Source organism: Aeromonas rivipollensis (genome assembly GCF_037811135.1).
Classification (GTDB): domain Bacteria; phylum Pseudomonadota; class Gammaproteobacteria; order Enterobacterales; family Aeromonadaceae; genus Aeromonas; species Aeromonas rivipollensis.
Map to the genome: position 1 here is coordinate 4148867 of NZ_CP149130.1, position 22573 is coordinate 4171439.

Annotated in this window: 18 protein-coding genes; 7 read left to right on the forward strand and 11 right to left on the reverse strand. The window is 63.3% G+C overall.

Annotation, left to right across the window (positions count from 1 at the left end; all coding sequences use genetic code 11):
• Window positions 1-15: 15 nt before the first annotated feature.
• Both WIR04_RS18935 and WIR04_RS18940 read left to right on the forward strand, forming a co-directional pair.
• Window positions 16-1293, forward strand: coding sequence for a cation:proton antiporter (locus tag WIR04_RS18935; protein WP_307765239.1), 1278 nt, complete (start codon window positions 16-18; stop codon window positions 1291-1293).
• Window positions 1294-1747: 454 nt separating this feature from the next.
• A complete protein-coding gene (locus tag WIR04_RS18940) occupies window positions 1748-1924 on the forward strand; it encodes a hypothetical protein (protein ID WP_005326732.1) in 177 nt (58 codons plus the stop codon).
• Between the two features lie 121 nt (window positions 1925-2045).
• Here the strand turns inward: WIR04_RS18940 and WIR04_RS18945 are convergent, their stop codons facing one another.
• Window positions 2046-2567: a GNAT family N-acetyltransferase gene (locus tag WIR04_RS18945; protein WP_338892648.1), complete on the reverse strand. Its 522-nt coding sequence runs from the start codon at window positions 2565-2567 to the stop codon at window positions 2046-2048.
• Window positions 2568-2772: 205 nt separating this feature from the next.
• On the opposite strand from WIR04_RS18945, the gene WIR04_RS18950 reads away from it, so the two are divergent.
• Window positions 2773-3036, forward strand: a complete 264-nt coding sequence (locus WIR04_RS18950) for a hypothetical protein (protein WP_111910749.1) — start codon at window positions 2773-2775, stop codon at window positions 3034-3036.
• A 74-nt stretch (window positions 3037-3110) separates the two neighbouring features.
• Window positions 3111-3965 carry a neutral zinc metallopeptidase gene (locus WIR04_RS18955; protein WP_338889013.1) on the forward strand — a complete coding sequence of 285 codons (855 nt, stop codon included), beginning with the start codon at window positions 3111-3113 and terminating at the stop codon, window positions 3963-3965.
• 89 nt (window positions 3966-4054) lie between these two features.
• Here WIR04_RS18955 and WIR04_RS18960 read toward each other — a convergent pair whose 3' ends face one another.
• Entirely contained in the window at window positions 4055-4738 is a 684-nt protein-coding gene (locus tag WIR04_RS18960) for an ATP-binding protein (RefSeq protein ID WP_338889015.1), read from the reverse strand.
• Window positions 4739-4892: 154 nt separating this feature from the next.
• Between WIR04_RS18960 and WIR04_RS18965 the strand changes: the two genes are divergently transcribed.
• From WIR04_RS18965 to WIR04_RS18975, 3 genes are all read left to right on the forward strand, one after another.
• Entirely contained in the window at window positions 4893-6209 is a 1317-nt protein-coding gene (locus tag WIR04_RS18965) for an MFS transporter (protein WP_338889017.1), read from the forward strand.
• A gap of 131 nt (window positions 6210-6340) precedes the next feature.
• Window positions 6341-7051 (forward strand): MarC family NAAT transporter, encoded by a 711-nt coding sequence (locus WIR04_RS18970; RefSeq protein WP_307765236.1) that lies wholly within the window; start codon window positions 6341-6343, stop codon window positions 7049-7051.
• A 160-nt stretch (window positions 7052-7211) separates the two neighbouring features.
• Complete coding sequence (locus WIR04_RS18975) at window positions 7212-7415, forward strand: hypothetical protein (protein ID WP_025325456.1); 204 nt, start codon at window positions 7212-7214, stop codon at window positions 7413-7415.
• Window positions 7416-7548: 133 nt separating this feature from the next.
• Here WIR04_RS18975 and tldD read toward each other — a convergent pair whose 3' ends face one another.
• From tldD to WIR04_RS19020, 9 genes are all read right to left on the reverse strand, one after another.
• Entirely contained in the window at window positions 7549-8997 is a 1449-nt protein-coding gene (tldD, locus tag WIR04_RS18980; protein WP_168236258.1) for a metalloprotease TldD, read from the reverse strand.
• A gap of 130 nt (window positions 8998-9127) precedes the next feature.
• Window positions 9128-9934 carry a carbon-nitrogen hydrolase family protein gene (locus WIR04_RS18985; protein ID WP_338889022.1) on the reverse strand — a complete coding sequence of 269 codons (807 nt, stop codon included), beginning with the start codon at window positions 9932-9934 and terminating at the stop codon, window positions 9128-9130.
• Window positions 9935-10054: 120 nt separating this feature from the next.
• Complete coding sequence (locus tag WIR04_RS18990) at window positions 10055-13957, reverse strand: YhdP family protein (protein WP_338889024.1); 3903 nt, start codon at window positions 13955-13957, stop codon at window positions 10055-10057.
• Window positions 13958-15427 carry a ribonuclease G gene (gene rng, locus WIR04_RS18995; protein WP_025325452.1) on the reverse strand — a complete coding sequence of 490 codons (1470 nt, stop codon included), beginning with the start codon at window positions 15425-15427 and terminating at the stop codon, window positions 13958-13960.
• Window positions 15428-15506: 79 nt separating this feature from the next.
• Window positions 15507-16094: a Maf family protein gene (locus WIR04_RS19000; RefSeq protein WP_025325451.1), complete on the reverse strand. Its 588-nt coding sequence runs from the start codon at window positions 16092-16094 to the stop codon at window positions 15507-15509.
• Between the two features lie 51 nt (window positions 16095-16145).
• Window positions 16146-16631: a rod shape-determining protein MreD gene (gene mreD / locus WIR04_RS19005; protein ID WP_025325450.1), complete on the reverse strand. Its 486-nt coding sequence runs from the start codon at window positions 16629-16631 to the stop codon at window positions 16146-16148.
• The gene (mreC, locus tag WIR04_RS19010) at window positions 16631-17539 is read right to left on the reverse strand and encodes a rod shape-determining protein MreC (protein WP_025325449.1); all 909 of its coding nucleotides are present in this window, start codon (window positions 17537-17539) and stop codon (window positions 16631-16633) included. Before mreC ends, mreD begins: the two co-directional genes overlap by 1 nt.
• Before the next feature lie 41 nt (window positions 17540-17580).
• Window positions 17581-18621, reverse strand: coding sequence for a rod shape-determining protein (locus WIR04_RS19015; protein ID WP_005308111.1), 1041 nt, complete (start codon window positions 18619-18621; stop codon window positions 17581-17583).
• Between the two features lie 216 nt (window positions 18622-18837).
• The gene (locus WIR04_RS19020) at window positions 18838-22557 is read right to left on the reverse strand and encodes a DUF6701 domain-containing protein (protein WP_338892649.1); all 3720 of its coding nucleotides are present in this window, start codon (window positions 22555-22557) and stop codon (window positions 18838-18840) included.
• Window positions 22558-22573: the final 16 nt, after the last annotated feature.

Below are 22573 nucleotides of genomic sequence, written 5' to 3' on the forward strand. Positions count from 1 at the left end.
AAGAGAAAAATAACTATGAGCGTCTACTACACACTCTGTTTCTTGGCAGCCTTGGCGATCTTCATCGCCTTTGCCAACCAGTATGTCGTGAAGATCCAGACCACCATCGCCATCACCGCAGGATCCATGCTGATCTCCGCGCTGCTGGTGCTGTTTGGTAAGTTGGGTTGGTTCAATCTGGAACCTCTGGCCGTCGAGACCATGGAAAGCATCGACTTCCAGAACTTCCTGCTGAAGGGGATCCTCGGATTCCTGCTGTTTGCCGGCGGTCTTGGCATCAATCTGAAGGCATTGCGCAGCCAGAAGTGGGAGATCACCATTCTCTCCATAGCGGCGACCCTGCTCTCCACCTTCATCATCGGTTACGGCTTCTGGTTCATCGCCAGGCTGCTGGGCTGGGAATTGCCGCTGGTCTATTGCATGCTGTTCGGTGCCCTGATCTCCCCCACGGACCCCATTGCCGTGCTCGCCATCGTCAAGAAGATGAAGGCGCCGCCCCAGATCGCCATCCAGATCGAAGGGGAGTCCCTGTTCAACGACGGGGTCGGCCTGGTGATCTTCGCCACCGTCTTCGCCGTGGCCTTTGGCGGCGTCGAGCCCACCTTCACCAGCGTGGCCGGCCTGTTCCTGCATGAAGCCCTCGGCGGCATACTGTTCGGCGCCGTGCTGGGCCTCATTGCCCACGTGATGATCAGCGCCACAGACGACGGCTCCCTGGAGCTGCTGCTGACCCTCTGCATCCCGACCGCGGGCTTCGCCTTTGCCAACATGATCGGCGTTTCCGGCGCCCTGGCCATGGTGGTCACCGGCATCATGATAGGCAACTGGACTCGCCATTCCGGCTTCTCCGAGCAGAGCAGCCACCACCTGGATCACTTCTGGGAGTTGATGGATCAGTTCCTCAACGCCCTGCTGTTCCTGCTGATCGGCCTGGCCCTGGTGCTGCTGGACCTCGCCTGGCAAGACTGGATCCTGCTGGTCATAGCGGTGCCGCTCTGCCTCGCCGCCCGCTTCATCAGCGTCTCCCTGCCCTATGTGGCCTTCCGCAAGTTCCGCAGCTACAACCGCTTCTCGGTGCGTATCCTCACCTGGGGCGGCCTGCGCGGCGGTCTGGCCATGGCCATGGCACTGGCGCTGCCCTCGGGCGTCATGGTGCTGCCGGAGCACGGCGTCGATCTGCGGGAGGTGATCCTGGTGATGACCTACTCGGTGGTGATGTTCTCCATAGTGGTGCAGGGCATGACCATCACCCCCATGATCACTGCCGCCAAGAAGGCCAGCGGCGACTACTGAGTCAGTCGCAGGCCTTGACTGGCAACAGCAGAAGGGCTCCCTCGGGAGCCCTTCTCGTTGGTGGCGTGGCAGTGAAAAATGCGCCACCGTCACGACATCTCACAATTAGTGTTTGCTTTTTATTCATTTCTAGGAGAGAATGCGCGTCGGCTAGTTAATCAGCCCTGATTATGTTTACCCTGCAATGCTTCACCTTCGGATGAATCCAGCCAGTACCCGCATAACCTCCCTCTGATTTACTCGCCTTGAGAACCGTCAGGCTGTCTGCCTGCGTTGCCCGGCTCTCACGGTGCAGACCCGATCTGCCCACCCAATTTGAACTATGCATCCGCATATTCCTTGATAGTGCAGACGCCCTTATGGGGCTGGGTATTCCTGCGCGGATCTGACCGCGCCCATTGACCTACATTTGCAAATACAAGGAGCAATTATCTAATTTATATAGAGAAATACCATGATGAAAGCAGTACAGACACACAAACCCCTGCGTCGCAGCAAACCCATCAACCTGCCCGTGCAAGAGCATGACTATGATGCGTTTCTGATCCAGTTCAGCACCCGCTCCAGCGGTGGCTTCGCCATCTCCTGTGATGGCATCCCTGGCGAGTTCTCCATCGAAGAGCTCAACTGATCCTGCCCACCGGCAGCCTCAGATGCAGACAGGCCGCAACTCACGGCGGCCCCCTTGTCTCCCTCTCCGCCAACCTTGTGATCCCCTCTTCTGATTGACTGATTGACGGCCCCGCCATCCCTCAGACAGTGCAGGCCTGAGTATCGGCCGCTTCCAGCAACAGACACTCGTCGGCATCCTCGCTCAGCCTGACCAGACGGCTGCGCACCAGACCCAGCTTGCCCAGCAGCGCCACAGAGCGCTCGTTGCCCGGGGTGACGATGGCGATGACCCGCTCGATGCCGAGCCGCTCCCGCCCATCCTGCAACGCCGCCCGCGCCGCCTCTATGCCGTAACCCTGACCGCGATAGGCAGGCAGGAAGGCGTAGCCTATGTCTTCGCACGGCAGGGTATCGCGCTTGATGAGCCCGCAGATGCCGATCCTGGCCTCGTCTTCCCGCCGTATCACCAGATAGAGACCATGCCCATGGCGGGCGTAGCTGACCGCCGGCCCCTGCTGTATGTACTCTTCGGCGTCCCTCAGGGTGCGCACCCCGCGATCGCCTATGTAGCGGTGAAAGTCGCCGTCGTTAAGCAACTCGAGAATGAAGGGGGCATCAGCAGTGGTTAATTCGCGCAGGGCGAGACGCTCGGAGAGGATCATGGCAAAGGCTCGTGTGATGGGAACAACAGCCATCAAGACTGCCCCCATGAGGGGCGCTTGGCAAGATCCCCGGCCAAAAGGAGGCCGTCATGGACCGCAAGCCGGCCGACCGCAGACGACATTTAGTCCCTGCCACATGAGTCGCGCGGCGGTTCCGGCTATACTGCCCGCCCTATCCCACAGAACAACAAGCAGGACATCTCCCATGACGGACACCACCGAATTCTTTGACGAACAGACGCTGCTGGAAATGGTTGAAAACCAGCTCGCCGACGGCCATCCCCTGCAGGTGAAAGCCACCCTGATGCGGCTGGTGATGAAGGGCACCCCGCGGGACGAGGCGCTGCAATACATCGCCTGCGCCCTCGGCGCCGAGCTGATGGCCATGGAGGCGGATCAGGGCCCCTTCAACCTGACCCGCTACGCCGAATTTCTCGACAGCCTGCCCGAGATGCCCTGGGCAGAGTGAGACCTCCGCGTTAGGCAAGGCGGACAACCAGCCATTATCATTACTGCCACCACCAATGACGGGAGTAGGCAGATATGCGCTGGCAAAATCGCCGTGAGAGCAACAACGTGGAAGACAGGCGTCAGGAAGGTGGTGGCAGCGGGGGCGGTGGCCTGCCCATAGGTGGCAAGGGGCGCCTCATCCTGATCGTGGTGGTGATGGTGGCGGGTTACTACGGCGTGGATCTCAGCCCCCTGCTCGACGAACCGTCCCAGCAGAGCCAGGCGCCGCGCCAGAATGTGTCTCAGCCGGCCAGCGATCCCCTGGCCAGATTCACCTCAGTGATGCTCGCCTCCACCGAAGATACCTGGGGCGCGATCTTCTCCCAAAGCGGCAGCCAGTATCAGCCCCCCAGGCTGGTGCTCTATCGCGGCGCCACCCAGACCGGCTGCGGCCAGGGCCAGTCGGTGATGGGCCCCTTCTACTGCCCGGCGGACAGCACAGTCTACATCGATCTCTCCTTCTATCAGGACATGCGCGACAAGCTGGGGGCCGATGGCGACTTCGCCCAGGGCTATGTGGTCGCCCACGAGGTGGGCCACCACGTGCAGCACCTGCTCGGCATCTCGACCAAGGTGCGTCAGCAACAGCAAGGGCTGAGCCAGGCCGCGCAGAACAAGCTGTCGGTCAAACTCGAATTGCAGGCCGACTGCTTCGCCGGGGTCTGGGGCTACCATATGGAGCGGGAGCAGGTGCTGGAGCACGGCGATCTGGAGGAGGCGCTCAACGCCGCCCAGGCCATAGGCGACGACCGCCTGCAACAGCGGGGTCAGGGCCGGGTGGTGCCGGACAGCTTCACCCACGGCAGCTCGGCCCAGCGCCTCGCCTGGTTCAAGAAGGGCTTTGACAGCGGCAAGCCCGCCAGCTGCGACACCTTCGCCGCCCGCTGAGCCGGGCCAGACGACAAGGCCGGATCCCCTGGGATCCGGCCTTGTCGCATCCCGTAGACGGGAGATGGGTCCGCCGCTCTCCCGGGCAACTAGCCCTCAGGGGTCTCATCCGGCAGCAGATCGGTAAAGACGAAGCCGTCCCGCACCACTGTCTCCCCCACCCGGATCGCCAGGGGCCGCTGGAACATGGGGCCATCAAAGGCCAGGGTGTGGAACTCGCCGTTCTCGCCGCAGGGATCCACCCCGGCGGGCAGGGCGGCCAGCAGGGCCGGATCGAACCCGTGCCCACCCAGGCTGGCATCCAGCTTGCCGGGATCCAGGGTGCAGATCCTGGCCTTCAGTCCGGCGGCCATCATCTCCTGCGCCAGCTCCCTCGTGTCGCTGCCCCAGAGCGGGAACAGCGGCGCTATGCCCGTGCCCGCCAGCTGTTTCTCCCTATAGGCGCGCACATCCTCGAGGAAGAGATCCCCGAATGCCATGTGGCGGATCCCCATGGCCAGCACGCCCTCGATGAAGCCGGTCATGACCCGGCCATAGTCCTCGTTGCTGCAGGGCCAGGGCAGATCGATGCAGTGCAGTGGCAGCCCCACGCACGCGGCCTGCTCCGTCAGCAACTGCTTGCGCACCCCGTGCATGGCCACCCGCTCGAACGCCTGATTCAGGGTGGTGAAGAGCCCCACCACCTCGATCGCCGGATCCTGGCGCAAGCGATGCAGGGCCCAGGCGCTGTCTTTCCCGCTGCTCCAGGAGAGCAGTACCTTTTTCTTCGTCATGACCTCTCCAATCCCTTGCCGCAAGGTGCTGCAAGACAGTGTTGCGAATTGTGCGATTTACTTCCTGGGATACAAAAGCATACCCTCGTGGGTGAGCGTATCCCCGCAGAGCATGGGGGAGAATAACTAAAAAAACGATGGGAAACATAAGGATATGACTAAAGTCAGCACACATCATGACCACAATCGCCCCCTCAACCGACAGGATTACAAGACCTTAAGCCTGGCGGCGCTGGGCGGTGCCCTCGAATTCTACGACTTCATCATCTTCGTCTTCTTCGCCGTGGTGATAGGCGAGCTCTTCTTCCCGGCCGACATTCCCGAGTGGCTGCGCCAGTTCCAGACCTTCGGCATCTTCGCCGCCGGTTACCTGGCCCGCCCGCTGGGGGGCATCATCATGGCCCACTTCGGCGATCTCATCGGCCGCAAGCGGATGTTCACCCTCAGCATCATCCTGATGGCGCTGCCGACCCTGCTGATCGGCCTGCTGCCCACCTATGCCACCCTCGGCATCGTCGCCCCGCTGCTGTTGCTGCTGCTGCGGATCCTGCAAGGGGCCGCCATCGGGGGTGAAGTCCCGGGGGCCTGGGTCTTCGTGGCCGAACACGTGCCCGCCCGCCGGGTCGGCGTCGCCTGCGGTACCCTCACCGCAGGGCTGACCGCCGGCATACTGCTCGGCTCCCTGGTGGCCACCGCCATCAACCGCGGCATGAGCCCGGTGGAGGTGAGCGAGTGGGGCTGGCGTCTGGCCTTCGTGCTCGGCGGTGTGTTCGGCATAGTCGCCATGTACCTGCGCCGCTGGCTGCACGAGACCCCGGTCTTTGCCGAGATGCAGACCAACAAGGCCCTGGCCGAGGAGCTGCCCCTCAAGACGGTGCTCCGCGAGCACAAGGGCAGCGTCATCGTCTCCATGCTGCTGACCTGGCTGCTCTCCGCCGGCATAGTGGTGGTGATCCTGATGACCCCGACCTATCTGCAGAAGGTCCATGGCATCAGCCCGGCCGATGCCCTGACCGCCAACTCCCTGGCCATAGTGGCGCTCACCCTGGGCTGCATCTTCTACGGCCGCCTGATAGACAGCCTCGGCAGCGGCCCCACCTTCGTCCTGGGCTCATTGCTGCTGGCAGGTGCCACCTATGCCTTCTACCACGGCCTGGCGGCGGGCATGGATCAGCTGGTGCCGCTCTACATGCTGGCAGGCTTTGCGGTGGGGATAGTCGGCGCCGTGCCCTATGTCATGGTCAACGCCTTCCCGCCCGTGGTGCGCTTCTCAGGGCTGTCGTTCTCCTACAACGTGGCCTACGCCATCTTCGGCGGCCTCACTCCCATGCTGGTGACGCTGTGGATGAAGAACGACGTGCTGGCGCCCTCCCACTATGTGGTCAGTCTGGCGGCCCTCGGCTTCGTGCTGGGTCTCTGGCTCTGGCTGCGCCAGCGCACTCAGCGTCAGGCCACGCCACAAACCGCCTGACAGGTGCGGGCCCCGGACTGTCGGGGCCCCTTCGTTCCGGCTATATTCAGCCTGGCTGCCGTAGAGTAGCCCCCCCTTAAGGCCAGACCCCCGTCTGGCCCTGTTGTTTTCCAACCACCCCGAGGTGCAAGATGTTTTTCCAGGTCGTATTCATCGCCTTGCTCGCGCTGCTGCCCATGGTCAATCCCCCCACCACGGCTACCCTGCTGCTGGGATTGAGCAAGGGCATGTCCCGTGAGCACGTACGCCGCCAGATCAACCTGGCCGCCATCTATCTGTTCGCCACCCTCTGCGTCAGCTTCTTCATCGGCTCCTCCATCCTGGATCTGTTCGGGATCTCCATTCCCGGCCTGCGTCTAGCCGGTGGCCTCATCATCGCCTTCATCGGTTTTCGCATGCTGTTCCCCGCCCCCAGCCAGTCCGCCGGGGTCGACATCAACCAGAGCATCGCCTTCGTGCCGCTCACCATGCCCAGCATGTGCGGGCCGGGCACCATGGCCCTGGTGATCAGCGGCGCCGCCCAGATTGCCGAGCTGCCCGACGAGTACAACCGTTTCGTCATCTATGCCGCCATGGTGACCGCCTTCGCCCTGATGAGCCTGCTCAGCTGGGGCGTGCTCAAGCTGGCGGATCCGGTCTGCAAGATCCTCGGCGCCACCGGCATCGATGCCATGACCCGCATCATGGGCTTCCTGCTGGTGTGCATGGGCATGCAGTTCTGCATCAACGGCATCAAGGAGGTGGCGCAGGATCCCGTGTTCCACGGCGCGCCCGCCGTGCAGACGGCCCCGGCGCAGTCACACGCCACCCTCGAACACCTGCCCGCCGCGCGCCAGCCCTGACTGAAAACGCTGTCACCTCGACTCGGAAATCGTCGCCGAACTTGCGCCTGATCATGATGCCTGCCCAGGGACGGAGTAGTGTGTTTTTTATACAGGAAAGGTTCAGAGGGTCGCCGCTAACGTGACCCGCGCAGACCCAATCACTTGAGGAGACATGCAAATGGAAAAGATGCTGACCGAGATTGGAAGCTACAGCCTGTTCCACGAATATCTGAACGTGGTCGGGGCCGTCAGCCCCGCCCTGACCCGGATCAAGAGCAGGTGGGAATACAAGCGAAGCGATCGGTTGGTCGCCCAGATCAGGATAGATCCCCAGGGCAACGCGCGATTCTATATCGACGCCCGTGCCATATCGGCCAACTGAGCCCCATCAACCTCCTTCACCCGCCCCGATCCACTGACCGGGGTTTTTATTGGTGCGTCCCAGAGAAAACAAAACCCCGGCTGCGGCCGGGGTTTGATGGTGTAGGGTCTTGCCGCCGTGCGGCCAAGGCAGCCTAGGAAGTGCCGCCCACGGTCAATTGATCCAGCTTGAGAGTAGGCTGACCGACGCCGACCGGCACGCTCTGCCCCTCCTTGCCACAGACCCCGACCCCGCGATCCAGCGCAAGATCGCTGCCCACCATGGAGACCTGGCTCATGGCCTCTGGGCCGTTGCCGATAAGCGTTGCACCCTTTATGGGGGCGGTGATCTTGCCATCCTCGATGAGGTAGGCCTCGGAGGCGGAGAAGACGAACTTGCCGGAGGTGATGTCCACCTGACCACCGCCGAAGTTGGGGGCATAGATGCCCTTCTTCACCGAGGCGATGATCTCCGCCGGATCGTGCTGACCCGCCAGCATGTAGGTGTTGGTCATGCGCGGCATCGGCAGGGCGGCGTAGGATTCGCGGCGACCATTGCCGGTGAGTGGCACCCCCATCAGGCGGGCGTTCTGCTTGTCCTGCAGGTAGCCCTTGAGGATGCCGTTCTCGATCAGCACGTTGTAACCCCCCGGGGTTCCCTCGTCGTCGATGGAGACGGAGCCGCGCCGCCCCACCAGGGTGCCGTCGTCGACGATGGTGCAGTGCCTGGAGGCGACCTGCTCGCCGATGCGACCGGCGAAGGCAGATGACCCCTTGCGGTTGAAGTCCCCCTCCAGGCCGTGGCCCACCGCCTCGTGCAGCAGCACGCCGGGCCAGCCGGCGCCCAGCACCACCGGCATGGTGCCGGCCGGCGCGTCTATGGCCTCGAGGTTCACCAGGGCCTGGCGCACCGCTTCGCGCACATAGCCGAAGGCGCGGCTCTCCAGCCCGTCCAGCTCCAGGAAATAGTCGTAACCGAAGCGGCCACCGCCCCCGGCACTGCCGCGCTCCCGGCGATCCCCCTTCTCGGCGATGACGGTCACCGAGAGGCGCACCAGGGGGCGCACGTCGGCGGCCAGGGTGCCATCGGTGGCGGCCACCAGTATCTCTTCATAGACGCCGCTGATGGAGGCCATCACCTGATTGATGGCGGGATCCAGGCTTCTGGCGAACTTGTCCATCTGCTCCAGCAGGGCGATCTTCTGCTGCTTGTCGAGGGTCTGCAGCGGGTCCATGGCGGGATAGAGCAGGTTCGCTTCGGTGCGAGCCCAGGCCTTCACCTTGCCCTGGGCACCGGCGGCGGCGATGCCGCGGGCGGCGGTCACCGACTGTTGCAGGGCCAGCAGGCTTAGCTCGTCCGAGTAGGCGAAGCCGGTCTTCTCGCCGCTGACGGCGCGCACCCCGACCCCCTGATCGATGTTGTAGCTGCCATCCTTGACGATGCCGTCTTCCAGCATCCAGGACTCGTGCCAGCTGCGCTGGAAATAGAGGTCGCCGAACTCCACCTGATGGCTCATCAGGCTGCCGAGCAGCTGCTGCAGGCGCCCTTCGTCGAGATCGTTCGGGGCCAACAAGGAGGCACTAACCTGGCTCAATAGACTCAATCTTTCTCTCCACTCTCGATGCGAGACGTCGTAACGGTGAATTCATCCGGTGTGGCCCGGTGACAAGTTCGTATTAGTAGGGTGCAATGCGCTTCGCTTGTTGCACCCTAGGTCAATCAACACCACACCATCAGAGCAAACGGGCGTGTTGCAGCACGGGCATGGTGCGTTTCAATTCGTCGACAAGGCCGGGCTCCATCTTCACCAGCACTGTGGCAGGGCCCGAATCCTGGCAGGCCAGCACCCGGCCCCAGGGATCGATCACCATGCTGTGGCCCCAGGTCTGGCGCCCCGTCTCGTGGCTGCCCCCCTGATTGGCGGCCACCACATAGCACTGGTTCTCGATGGCGCGGGCCCGCAGCAGCGGCTCCCAGTGCGCCTCCCCGGTCACGGCGGTGAAGGCGGCAGGCACCAGCAGCACGCGGGCACCGGCACGGGTCAGCCGGCGATAGAGCTCGGGGAAGCGCAGATCATAACAGATAGAGAGGCCGAGGGGACCAAAGGGGGAGTCCACCACCACGCACTCCTGACCGGGGCTGAAGGTCTCTGACTCCCGGTAGCGGCCGTGGTTGTCCGCCACGTCCACGTCGAACAGGTGGATCTTGTGGTAGTGGCCCTTGAGCTCCCCGTTGGGATCGAACACCAGGGAGCTGGTGTGGATATGGTCGGAACCGGCGATGGTGGTGGGCATGGCCCCGGCCACCAGCCAGATGCCGTGGGTTTTGGCCCAATCGGCCAGTTGCTGCTGGATTGGGCCATCTCCCAGGGGTTCGGCCCCGTCCAGATAGCCCTGACGCTCGCCGAACAGGGCGAAGTTTTCCGGCAGCAGCACCAGCAGGGGGCGCTCCTTGGGCAGCGCCGCCAGCTCGGCGGCAATCTGTGCCCGGTTATCCTGCCAGTAACGACCCGAGATCAACTGTATGGCGGCTAGCCACATGACGCGCTCCTTGTGATTGGGCAAGCCGCCGGACTCGGCATCCTCGGCTTGCGGGGGACTCCCAGCACTATGAGGGGTTCGGGCCCGGGGCGAAAGGATTTTGGCACCGGATGCCGCTCCTCAGCGCTGGGCTGGCACACCCGGCTTGGGGGTCAGCAGGAAGGGGGTGACCTCCTCGGCGGGCAGGTCAGGCGCCACCGCATCCACCGCCTGTTTCTGCTGCTGGTTGAGCTTGATGCGGGCGCGATCCCGGCCGGCCTCGATCAGCTTGGGATCATCGAGCGGGCCCGAGACCCGGAAGTCGATGCGGGTCACCACATCCACCACAGGCTCCAGCAGCTTGGAGAGCGCCAGCACATAGAGCCCGGTGATCGGGGTCAGGGAGAAGGCCGCCACCACCGGCAGTGTGCCCCCCAGGTTCGGGGAGAAGCTCAGATCGTAATCGAGACGCCAGCGCACCAGATCGGCGATGCCCTCGCCACGCAGGTTGCCCGCGGCCCCCTTCATGTAGAAGTCGTTGTTCTCCACCACCCCCTGCTTGATCTTGGCGGAGGCCGACATGGACTCGAAGTAGAAGCCCTTGTCGAACACATCGCGAAAATCGAGACGCAGCTTGCGCATCAGGGAGTCGAGGCTGAGCAGGGAGAGCAGCCGTGCCCCCTTGTCGTTGACCTCCCGCAGGGTGCCTCCCTCCAGCTGGTAATCGGCACTGCCTGCCAGGGTCGGCAAGTCCAGCCGGTAGGGCACGTCACGCCAACTCAGATCCAGCGCCAGCTTGCCCGGCGCGTCGCCGATGGGCGAGGTGAAGCCGAGTCGCTTGAGCAGCAACTCGCTGTTCTGGGTGCTGAGGTGGGCGCGGGCCCGGGTCTGCATCTGGCCGGATCGCGCCAGCCACTCGGCGCTCCCGCTCAGGGTACTGCCGGCGAGCCGCATCTCCAGCCCCTTGAGATCGAGCCGGTTGGCACCGGGCACCAGTTCTCCCTTGAGCTCCCCGAGCGGCAGGGCGCCGAAGCGGCAATCCACGCAGCTGAAGGTGAGCCAGGGAATGGCATCCATGATGGCCTTGTCCTGCCTCGCATCGGGCTCGGGGCTGAGGTCGGATCCCTTGCCTGACCAGTGAATACGGGCGAACTTGGCATCTATGGGCTGCCTGTCCGTCACGGGAATGCGCACCACCCCCATCACCTCGGGGCTGTCGATCATCACCTCGGTGGCCAGGTTCACCGGCCCCACGGTGAAGTGCACCGCCTTGAGGTTGGCGCTGCCGATATCGGCCCGGGCGAGCAGACCATCGACCCACCACTCCTGAGGCAGGAAGGCGGGGCCGACCACCGCATTGCCGCTGCTCCCCGCCCCCTTGCCCGGCAACCAGCGCGTGAGCCGTGCCAGCCAGCCGGCCACGTCGGCCTGGGGCTGATTGATGGCGAGCAGCATGGGCTTGTCTTGCAGCACCCTGGCCCCGGGCTGACCGACGTTGACCCGCACCCGGCTGAGGTAGGGAGCCCCCTCGCCGTACACCAGCCGGCTCTGCATATCCACATCGGCCCCCAGCACGGCGCGAATGTCGGCGCTGCCGTCGCGGCCCCGTGCCGTGACCTTGAGGGGGAGCCGGCTCCCGGCCGCCTTGGTCAGCGGCACCGGCAGATCCAGCCCCATCCCCTGCAGGTTGGAGTCCAACGCCAGCTGGAAGCTGAAGGCCTTGTTCTCGGGCAGGGTCAGCCCCAGGGTCCCCGTCCAGTTGCTGCGCCCCTTGAGCATCTCGAGGGCGGGAATGTCCTGGCGCTGGCGACTGCTGTCCCAGAGTCCCTTGAACTTGAGATCCGCCTGATAGCCGTGGGGCAGCTGCTTGCCCCGGTAATCCAGGGTCAGCGGCTGGTTCCAGAGGCTGGCCTTGAGGTTGCTGAAGTGCGTGTGCTCGTTGTCATATTCGAGCCGTCCCTGCACCTTCTCCAGGGGCAGATCCAGGGTGGCGATCCTGACGCTGTTGTCATGGAAGTTCGCCTCTCCACTGGCCTTGACCTCGCCCTTGCCATCCAGCGGTATGTCCAGCTTGACCGTGCCCTCCATGGGGCCGCGGATCTCGATCTCCCGCAGTGCCTGCCCCACGGAGCCCGCGAGGGGAGACTCCTGCAGGTAACCGCTGATGGCCTGCCCCTCTCCCTGGACCTTGGCATCCACATAGAGGTGCGCCCCGGGGGAGAGATCCGGGATCCAGGCATGCACAGCGTCGGATCTGGCCTTGCCGAGCCGGGTGGCGCTGCTGCGCATGTCCAGCTCCGCGTTCTGGAACAGGAGATCGATCTGCAGGTCGGTGAGTGGCTGCCAACCGGGGAAGAACTCGTAGGTGGCCCGCTCCAGCGGCACGGCGACCTGGAAGACCCCCTGGCCCTTGTCGTAAGGGAAGTCACGGAACTCGCCATACCAGAGCAGGTCTGCCCCCTTGGCCTTGCCCCCCTTGATGGCACCGCTCAGGTAGTCCACCAGGCCGTCGCTCATCACGGCCAGCGGATAGTAGCGATCCGCATGGGCCGCATTCTTCACATCGATGCGGCCGGTCAGGGCGAGGAAGGGGTGCTCGAACAGCTCGAGGCGGAAGCGGCTGGCGAGGCTCAAGTCCTCGTTATCCAGCGCTATATCCTGGCCATATAGCACCCAGCCTTGCGTCTCGCGCCACCAGTCGAGGCGCGCAGAGAGGCTGTCGACCGGGATCGGCACCTTGAAGTGACGGGCAGGATCCACCTTGCCCTTGCCCAGGGTCAGGCGGGCGCTGCCCCCGGCCGGAGTCAGCCAGAAGTCGCCGTCCAGTTTCTGCAGCCCGGGCACGTCGTGCCAGGCCTTGGTCTCGAAGCCCCTGAGCTGCCCGCTCAGGGAGAGCCCCTGCCAGTCACCATCGGCCTGCAGCACCAGCTCCTGCAACTTGCCCTTGGGCTGGGTGTGCTTGAGGGTGTTGGTCAGGCTGGGATAGAGGCCCGAGACCAGCTGGCTCAGGTTGGCCATCTGGTTGAGATCGATGGCGGGCACATAGCCCAGGATGCGGGAGCCGACCCGCTCGAGCTGCAACCGGCTCTGCAGCCAGGTCGCCCCATCGAGCTTGAAGGTCACGTCATGGCTGGCGAGCTGCCACTCCTCACCGTCGCGCCGCAGCTGGATCTTGCCCCCCTGCAGATCGAGCCGGTGCGGCTCTCCCTTGACCTCGTCCTTCCAGATCAGGTGGTTGTTGCCAAAGGCCAGCAGGGAGTTGCCGAGCCTGCCCCCCTCGAACTCGCTCCACAGCTGGAAGTCGAGCTGGCCGGTCACCCTGGGTTCGCCGGCGTGGATCCGCGCCAGCATGGGGCTGATGTCCAGCTCGCTGGCCCCCAGGTAGAGCTGGCCCTTGAGCCTGTCGAGGCGCACTTGCGGGGCATCCACGTCGATGATGAGATCCAGGGTGCTCTCGCCCACCCCGTTGATGAGGTAGGCCTTGCCCACCCCCTGATGGCGCTTGCCGCGATTCTGCCAGCGCAATTGGGCGATGTTGAGGGCGCGCACCTCTCCGAGCGCAGTGGTCACGCTCAGGCGGCTGTCATGAATGTCGAAGGTGGAGAGCTGGGTCAGCAGGAAGCGCAGCAGGGCTCGCTGCTGATCCGGGGACTTCTCGTCGGTCGGGACGGCCGGCTGCGCCAGGTCCAACGCTATGTCGCCGTCGCTCAGCAGCAACTGGCCAAACACCGGCTTCCAGTCGTTGAGGGAGCGCCAGAAGTCGAGGTGGGCCCACACCTTGCCAAGGCGCAGGGAGAAGCGCCCCGAATCGGGGGCGATGGCCAGCCCTTGCAGCTCGAGGGCCGGGCCGCGCTGGGTCCAGCTCAGCCCGACGTGCTCAACGCTCACCTCCAGCTGGCTGTCGCCGAGCAGGGTGGCGATCAGGGCCTGCCTGTGCTGGTTGAGCAGGGGGCCGCCAAGGCGTACCACGCTGACCAGGATGGCCAGCAGCACGAAGAAGACCCCGAGGGCTAACCAGCCCCGACTCAGCCAGCGGTAGATCAATTACATCATCACCACATCGAATTGTTCCTGCCCACAGAGCGGCTCCGTCACCACCCTGACCTGCTTGCCGATGAAGACTTCCAGCTCGGCCAGACTGTGGGACTCCTCCCCCCGCAGGTAATCGGCCACCGAGGGGGCCGCATAGACGGTGAACTGATCCGCATCGTAGGCGCGGTTGACCCTGATGATCTCCCGCAGGATCTCGAAGCAGACCGACTCCACCGTCTTGACCCGGCCGCGTCCCTTGCACTCCGGGCATTCGGAGCAGAGAACGTGCTCCAGGCTCTCCCGGGTACGCTTGCGGGTCATCTCCACCAGCCCGAGCTGGGAGAAGCCGTTGACGTTGGTCTTGGCCCTGTCTTTCGCCAGCGCCAGCTCCAGGCTGTGGAGCACCCGGCGGCGGTGATCCTCGGACTGCATGTCGATGAAGTCGATGATGATGATGCCGCCCAGGTTGCGCAGCCGCAGATGGCGGGCGATGGCGGCAGTGGCCTCGACGTTGGTGTTGAAGATGGTCTCTTCCAGGTTGCGATGGCCGACGAAGGCGCCGGTGTTGATGTCCACCGTGGTCATGGCTTCGGTCTGGTCGATGATGAGGTAGCCGCCGGATTTCAGCTCCACCTTGCGCTCCAGGGCGCGCTGGATCTCGTTCTCCACGTCGTAGAGATCGAAGATGGGCGACTCACCGGAGTAGTACTCCAGCTTGTTCGCGAGCTCGGGCACATACTCCCCGGTGAAGTGCGAGAGCAGCTCGAAGCTCTGGCGCGAGTCGACCCGGATCTTGTCGAGCTCGGCGCCGACGAAGTCACGCACCACCCGGAAGGCCAGGCTGGGATCCTCGTAGAGGATCTTGCAGGGCGGGTACTTCTGCTTGCGCTCCAGGATCTTGCGCCACAGCCGCTTGAGGAAGGCGGCGTCCTGCTCCAGCTCCTGTTCCCCCACCCCTTCGGCGGCGGTGCGGATGATGTAGCCACCCAGTTCGTCCACATAGCCGGCCACCGTGCGCTTGAGGCGTTCCCGCTCCGCTTCGGACTCGATGCGCTGGGAGACGCCGACGTGGGCACTGCCCGGCATGAAGACCAGGTAGCGGGACGGCAGGGTGATGTCGGTGGTGAGACGGGCACCCTTGGTGCCCAGGGGATCTTTCACCACCTGCACCATGATGTCCTGGCCCTGGCGCACCAGCTCGGCGATGTTGCCGGCCTGGAACTGCTCCTTCTCCTTGATCGCCACGCATTCGGTGTGGGGCACTATGTCGGAGGCGTGCAGGAAGGCGGCCTTGTCCATGCCGATGTCGACGAAGGCGGCCTGCATGCCGGGCAGCACCCGGCTGATCTTGCCCTTGTAGATGTTGCCTACGATGCCGCGCTTGGCCTGACGTTCTACATGCACTTCCTGCAGCAGCCCGTTCTCGACCAAGGCGACCCGGGTCTCTGAGGGGGTGACGTTCACCAGCAGTTCTACTGACATAAGTTACCTTGCCTTTCTAGTTTTGAATTCTGGCACGACGAACAATGGGTAACTCAGCAGCGAACTGCTGACGGGGGGATTACCGAGTCTGCTCGAGGTGCTGCTTGATCAACAGATCCGTCTCCAGCAGGGGCAGGCCGACCACGGCGCTGTAGCTCCCCTCGATGCGGCTGACGAACTTGCCGGCTATCCCCTGGATGGCATAGGCACCGGCCTTGTCACAGGGCTCACCTGTGCGCCAGTAGGCCTCTATCTCGGCCTCGTCCAGCTTGCGGAATGCCACATTGGTGGTGACCAGCCGCACGTCGCAGCGATCCGGGGTGGCCAGAGCCACCGCCGTCATCACCTGATGGACCTTGCCGGAGAGCGCCTCCAGCATGTCTTTGGCATCGAGCAGGTCTGAGGGTTTCTCCAGCACCCTCTCCCCCAGCACCACTATGGTGTCGGCGCCCAGCACAGGCAATGCGGTCGGGGCCGCGGCCACACCGGCCATCGCCTTGTCACGGGCGAGCCGGCAGACGTAATCCTGGGGCTTTTCGCCCGCTTCCCGCTGCTCGGGCACATCCAGCCTGAGCACCTCGAAACGGTAGCCCAGCTGGGTCAGCAGTTCGTGCCGGCGGGGGGAGCCCGAGGCGAGATAGAGTTGCAGTTCGTTGTGCTTGTTCATATTCACTCAATGAGATGAGACGCAGTTACAATCCGTTGTTTTTGCTCATGTTCACTTGATATTGAAGCGACGGCGTACCTTGCGCAAGACCATAAAAATCCAGGGCCATATTAACATCGTTGTCAACGTCGACCAAAAGTAGGCCAGATTGAGGCTGGCACGGCTGAACAGGTGCTCGGCCCAGAACACGGTGATTTTGCCCACCAGGGAGAGCAGACCGATGATCAGCGCCTGCTGCCAGAGGGAGAAGTTGCGGATCTTCTGGAACTGGAAGGCCGCCAGATAGGTGGTGATGGCCATGGCCATGGCCCGCACGCCGAGGGTGCTGCCGAGCAGCACATCCAGCAGCAGGCCCGCCACCCAGGCGGTGCCGACGTTGGTGCGGTGCGGCAACGCCAGCGCCCAGTAGATGAGCACCATGGCGAGCCAGTCCGGCCTGAAGGGTTCGAATTGAAAGGGAAGCGGCAGGATCGAGAGGCACAGGGCCAGCAGGATCGAGATCCAGATCCAGATCCTGCCGCTGGCGGGTTGCAGCATCAGCGTGTCGCCTCCGCCGCCGAGGTGGCCGTCGCCGCAGAGGGCGCCACCGCAGGCGTCATGGCCTCGTCGTCATGCACTTCCGGCTTCTTGTCGGTCCACAGCAGCAGCAGGTAACGCAACCTGTCCAGCGCCACCAGGGGCTTGGCCTCGATCTGGGCGAAGGGCTTGCCCTCCACGTAATCGGATCGGGTCACGGTCGCCACCGGATAGCCTTCCGGGAAGCGGCCGCCGAGGCCCGAGGTGACCAGCAGATCGCCGACCTGGACGTCGGTGTTGCGCGGCAGGTTGCGCAGCTCCAGCTTGTCCAGCTCGCCGCTGCCGGAGGCGATGGCGCGCAGATCGTTGCGCAGCACCCGTACCGGAATGCCGTGGCTGGAGTCGGTGATGAGCAGGACGCGGCTGGTGGTGGAACCCACGTGCAGTACCTGACCGACCACCCCCTGATCGTTGATCACCGGCTGGCCGTTATAGACGCCGTCCAGCGCCCCCTTGTTGATCAGCACCTGATGGCTGAAGGGGTCGGAATCCACCGACAGCAGCTCGGCTACCATCTTGCGGGACTCCTTGTGCACCGGCGACCCGAGCAGCTCACGCAGGCGCTGGTTCTCGTGCTCCAGCTGATCCAGCTTGAGCAGGCGGGAGCGCAGAGTGAACAGCTGCTGCTCCTGCTGCTTGGTCTGCTCAATCAGGCTGGACCGGGTCTGCACCTGGGTCGACATGGTGTCGAGCAGGGTACCTGGCGCATTGGCGATGTATTGCAGCGGACTGACGAGGGAACTCAGATAGACGCGGACGTGCGTGAACACACCGAAGCGGGAATCCGCGACGATGGCAGCGACAGAGATGATGACGGCGAGAAACAACCGTAACTGAAGCGAAGGGCCTCTACCAAAGATGGGTTTCATGAGTCGTCAAAAAAGAGCCGGCGCTCGGCCGGCTTTGGGTCTTATTCGTAGTGGAACAGATCGCCACCGTGCATATCGATCAGTTCCAGCGCCTTGCCACCGCCACGGGCGACACAGGTGAGGGGATCTTCAGCCACGACGACCGGGATGCCGGTCTCTTCCATCAGCAGACGGTCGATGTCTTTGAGCAGGGCGCCACCACCGGTCAGCACCATGCCGCGCTCGGAGATGTCGGACGCCAGCTCGGGTGGAGACTGCTCCAGGGCCACCATGACGGCGGAGACGATACCGGACAGCGGCTCTTGCAGCGCTTCCAGGATCTCGTTGGAGTTCAGGGTGAAGCTGCGGGGCACGCCCTCGGCCAGGTTGCGACCACGCACTTCGATCTCGCGCACCTCTTCGCCCGGGTAGGCGGAGCCGATCTCGTGCTTGATGCGCTCGGCGGTGGCTTCCCCGATCAGGCTGCCGTAGTTGCGGCGCACGTAGCTGATGATGGCTTCGTCAAACTTGTCGCCACCGATCCGCACGGACTGGGAGTAGACCACGCCGTTCAGGGAGATGATGGCCACTTCGGTGGTACCACCACCGATATCGACCACCATGGAACCTGTCGCTTCGGAGACCGGCAGGCCGGCACCGATGGCAGCGGCCATGGGTTCGTCGATCAGGTAAACCTCGCGGGCACCGGCGCCCAGCGCGGATTCCTTGATGGCACGGCGCTCGACCTGGGTGGAGCCGCACGGCACACACACCAGCACACGGGGGCTGGGGCGGAAATAGTTGTTGTCGTGAACCTGTTTGATGAAGTGCTGCAGCATCTTCTCGGTCACGTAGAAGTCGGCGATCACGCCGTCCTTCATCGGACGAATGGCGGAGATGTTACCAGGGGTACGACCCAGCATCTGCTTGGCGGCATGACCGACGGCAGCGACCGATTTGGCGTTCCCGCGCTCTTGGCGAATGGCGACAACTGAGGGTTCGTTAAGGACGATCCCTTGATCTTTTACGTAGATCAGGGTGTTGGCAGTTCCCAAATCGATCGACAGATCGTTGGAAAAGACGCCTCTGAGCTTTTTGAACATGGCTACGGGAAATCCTAAGAATTTGGAGGTGCAGAAAACCGGCTAACTTTACCAATGCCCACCCCAATGGGCAAGCGCTCAAACTGTCGCCAGTCAATCAAGCGCGACAAAAATGCGAGTCATCACTCACCCGCTCAGGCCGACAAACACTACGAAACAAGGAGATAAGATGCAGGCCTACCCCAAAGCGCCCCTCTCCCTGTCCCCATATCATTTTCAGGGCATCACTTCGCGGCGATAAATAATGCGATCGTTGCCCCGGCCCAGGCCGAAAATCGCCATGCCACCCAGACTGTCAGGGTCGGAAAGCCAGAGCGGTCGCCGCCCGGGTTGCTGTTCTGACTCGGGTTGCTTGCTCAGATCGATCCGGAAAGGAATGCGTACCGCCCTGTCCGGGGCTGCAAACTGCAAGGTGATGACACCATCCTTCGCCCTCTGGATCATGGCACCGGGGGCGATCGGGCCAAGACCGAGCCGGATACGAGTGTTGCCATCCAGCGCCAGATCGCCGCTTCCCCCATCGAAACTCTGGCTGCCATCGGTGAACTCGACGCCCCCATCTTGCAGGGAGAGCCTGGTACATTGGTCCGCCTTCATGGCATGCCAGGCGCCTGCCTCGTGATATTGCAGTTGCAGCGGCACCGCCAGCCCGGCCGTGGCCACCCCTTGGCGGGTGCCCGCCTGCACCCGACCGAAGTACGCCTCCATGGGCACCTCGTCGATGAGCCTGGCATTGCAACTGGCGCCACTGCATGACCCAGGCTGTCCGTCGTTGAAGTCGGGATTGGCGATCAGGGTCTGCTCACCATCGTTGTCCTTCATATAAAGGCCAAACGACAGGGCCCGATAGGGGCCGTCTGGCTGACCATCGGTGCGGCGGGCAAACTCGGTCGGCCCGTTGAAGTCGGCCTCCCCTTCCACCCAGGGCAGCGGCCCCAGACTGCGCAGCCGGGCGGAGAGCGACACCCCGTCCCTGTTGTTGGCCGCGCTCAGGTAGGCATCCCCCTTGGCAAACGCCCCTCGATAGTTTCGGGTTGTCTCGCCAAACTGATTGCGGGCCTGAATATTCAACTCCGCCAGGAAGGGTTGACCCATATAGGACCACTCACTGCAGGCGGGCACTATGTCACCGCTCACCAGATTGAAGTCCACCGGAATAAAGCGCCCCAACGGCACGCTGGTAGCGGGGGGTATGGTGTAGTTGAAATAACCTGCTGTCGGTGGCGTCGCCGTCATCCGGAACACCCCGACCTCGTTGACCGACTGACCGACGGGGTTGAGGTTGTTGCTGCCTTTCGCGTTTGAGTGGTCATAGCGGGGTGTGCCGACCACCGCCTCTTCCCCGGGTTTGGGCGCCACCAGCTCGCTGCCGAGGGCAATATTGGCCAGCACGAAGTTGGGAGTCGCCAGATTGCCGCTGCACAGGTCCTTGTCATCGTCCGCTTGCCAGGCCACCCCTTTGATATTCAGCTGGAATGCTTCGCCGGTCTTCTTGAACACCGGACAACTGGCATTCCCTGCCGCGCAGGTCCCCTGGGTGGGTGTGATGCAGAGCCCAACCGGGCGACTGACAAAGGCATCCGCCCCCGTCATCACCAGACCCGCGGTATCGCCGCTGCCATCGTGGCGGGCGTTGAGCTGCACCCTGCCCGCATCCGGATAGTTCACTTTCTTCAGCGTCGCCTTGCCCTGACTATCAAAGTTCAAGTTGATGAGCGTGCTCGCTGGCGAAGCCGCATTGGCGGCGTAAGTGGAGACAGGATTGCCATCTATCGTGACCTGGCTGCCAAACGCATTGGCATTCGGAGTGACATAAGTCCCCCAGAAGCCCACCGAGCGAGTGCCGGTAAAACCGGGCACACACTGTTGGGTCGCATCGTCTTTCTTGACTGCACTGATCACCACATCCTGTGGCTTGTTGGAATAGGTATCCAGCACATCGAACAGGAAGCCGCTGTCGGCAAAGTCCAGGGTACAGGCGGCAGGGCTCAGCGCCCCGCCCCCCGCCCGGCATAGTGTGGTGCTGAGCGGCTTGGTGGACGGCGTCGAGCCGCTTACCCCCACCGTCATGGCCGTCGCCAGATTGTTGCGTAGCTGCAGGCTGGTCGTGCCGCCGCTGAAATTCACTGTGGCTGTGTTGCCGCTGTAGCTCACCTGGCTGTCGGCTATCCAGCCGTTGCTGCCGTTTTTAAGCGGCGTCAAGGTGGCGCTTACCGGGTCAGTGAACAGCTGGCTGCAACTGTCGTTGGCGCAGGCCCGGATGGTGAGGGCTTCCGGGTTGCAGGTCAGGGCCTGGCCGGAGTGATCGAACTCGAAGTGATCGATCTGGGTGCCCACCGGATTGGAGTTGAGGGCGCAGATCCGGACGTTGTCGATCTGGTGGGCGTTGGTCGCATCCCCTGTGGAACCCGTCAGGGACAACATCAGATTCTCGGGAATGGCCGCCTGGCCGCTCTGACCCGCGGCATTGAAGCTGTCGATCAGGGTGCTGTAGCCGCCCCCCGTGTTGCGCTCCACCTTGACCAGAGACTGGCCGGTGATGCGCGAGTCTATGGTCAGTCGATAACGGTGAGGGCGATTGCTGTCCGAGCCGCTGTCCACGGTCGGCGACAGGCAGTTGCCGTTGGCGTTGTCGGCGCCGTTGTTGCAGGTGCCCTTGAGGTAGTTGTAGCCGCTGGTGCCCGAGCCAGATCCACGCACCACCACGGACTGCTTGCGCCGCCCCTTGTTGGTCGCCCCGCCTTCACCCGAGAAGTTGCCGTACTCATCTATGCCCACCCCGAGCCAGCCACCGGCAAAGCCGTTGACCTCTGGCTTGAAACCATACCCGAGGGGCCCGCCGAAGGCGCCCGGTTGGGGGGTCACCCTGGCATCCGAGAGCACCACCGCCATGCCGTCCGCCCCGTTGCCACCGTGGGCATACTGGTCGAACTCTATGGTCACCAGGTTGTTGGCGGCGGGGAAGAGCCGCTGGTAAGTCGCCGAGGTGGATTGGCGGGTGCTGGCCTGGGTCATGCCGAGCCGGCCATTGACGATGGCGGGGGTAAAGTTGCCGCTGCTGCGAGCCACCACCCAGTTGTTGCTGAGGGTGCTGGCGGAGAAGTCGTCGCTGAAACAGGCGAGCGGCACGGGAGGGGCCTTGTCATTGATCGCCGTGGAGCCAGTCATGAACAGGGAACGGCTGGTTGTTCTGCCGTTGATGATGCTGGAGCCATTCATGTTCAGAGCTTTATCCGAATACACCAGTCCATTGATAAGACTATTCCCATTCAAATTGATATCGGCATAGCCAAACAGCAGCACTGACCCCTGGTTGTCCGGATTGAGGCGTCCATCGTTCAAAGCGGCTTGCTCATTTACAAAAATGCGCACGGCGCCCTGCGTTTCGATCACACCTCCCTGGTTGATAGTCAAGCTGTCAATCCAGTAATCACCGGCAGGCAGAATGACCTTGGCCCCTCCGCCTATGGCAAGGCTCTCAATCCGATATTCATTACGGGCAGAGGAGAATGTCAGGGTACAGGCGCTGTAGAGACTGATCGCACCGAACTGATATTGGCTGGTACTGCCCATGGTCAACTGTTGCCCCGCGTTACAGAACCCCAAGCTGCCATCGTCGCCGGAACTGCTCAGGAAGCTGTTACCACCTGACGTAGACATCCCTCGGATGGAACGGTCGCTGATAGAGCAGAGCCGGCGAGAACCATTGGCGTTGTCACAACCATCCAATGGCATGCCGGAACCCTTATTCGAGTCGCAGAAATTCAATGCAGCACCTGCAGTGCCCGTTATTTTCGCCTGGTTGTTCTGGGTCAGCTTGGCAGCATCCTGACCAGTGCAGACCGCGTTGTTATTACCGCGGTGGCCCTGAACCACAGCCGGGAAATAGGTGTCAGTGTCGACGGTTTCGAACCCACAAGCCATACCAGACAGCATTGTTAAGACCAGCAAC

Bases quoted from the DNA above. Each gene is read 5' to 3' on its own strand.
- WIR04_RS18935 (WP_307765239.1), top strand. From the start codon at position 16: ATGAGCGTCTACTACACACTCTGTTTCTTGGCAGCCTTGGCGATCTTC.
- WIR04_RS18940 (WP_005326732.1), top strand. From the start codon at position 1,748: ATGATGAAAGCAGTACAGACACACAAACCCCTGCGTCGCAGCAAACCC.
- WIR04_RS18945 (WP_338892648.1), bottom strand. From the start codon at position 2,567: ATGATCCTCTCCGAGCGTCTCGCCCTGCGCGAATTAACCACTGCTGAT.
- WIR04_RS18950 (WP_111910749.1), top strand. From the start codon at position 2,773: ATGACGGACACCACCGAATTCTTTGACGAACAGACGCTGCTGGAAATG.
- WIR04_RS18955 (WP_338889013.1), top strand. From the start codon at position 3,111: ATGCGCTGGCAAAATCGCCGTGAGAGCAACAACGTGGAAGACAGGCGT.
- WIR04_RS18960 (WP_338889015.1), bottom strand. From the start codon at position 4,738: ATGACGAAGAAAAAGGTACTGCTCTCCTGGAGCAGCGGGAAAGACAGC.
- WIR04_RS18965 (WP_338889017.1), top strand. From the start codon at position 4,893: ATGACTAAAGTCAGCACACATCATGACCACAATCGCCCCCTCAACCGA.
- WIR04_RS18970 (WP_307765236.1), top strand. From the start codon at position 6,341: ATGTTTTTCCAGGTCGTATTCATCGCCTTGCTCGCGCTGCTGCCCATG.
- WIR04_RS18975 (WP_025325456.1), top strand. From the start codon at position 7,212: ATGGAAAAGATGCTGACCGAGATTGGAAGCTACAGCCTGTTCCACGAA.
- WIR04_RS18985 (WP_338889022.1), bottom strand. From the start codon at position 9,934: ATGTGGCTAGCCGCCATACAGTTGATCTCGGGTCGTTACTGGCAGGAT.
- rng (WP_025325452.1), bottom strand. From the start codon at position 15,427: ATGTCAGTAGAACTGCTGGTGAACGTCACCCCCTCAGAGACCCGGGTC.
- WIR04_RS19000 (WP_025325451.1), bottom strand. From the start codon at position 16,094: ATGAACAAGCACAACGAACTGCAACTCTATCTCGCCTCGGGCTCCCCC.
- mreD (WP_025325450.1), bottom strand. From the start codon at position 16,631: ATGCTGCAACCCGCCAGCGGCAGGATCTGGATCTGGATCTCGATCCTG.
- mreC (WP_025325449.1), bottom strand. From the start codon at position 17,539: ATGAAACCCATCTTTGGTAGAGGCCCTTCGCTTCAGTTACGGTTGTTT.
- WIR04_RS19015 (WP_005308111.1), bottom strand. From the start codon at position 18,621: ATGTTCAAAAAGCTCAGAGGCGTCTTTTCCAACGATCTGTCGATCGAT.
- WIR04_RS19020 (WP_338892649.1), bottom strand. From the start codon at position 22,557: ATGCTGTCTGGTATGGCTTGTGGGTTCGAAACCGTCGACACTGACACC.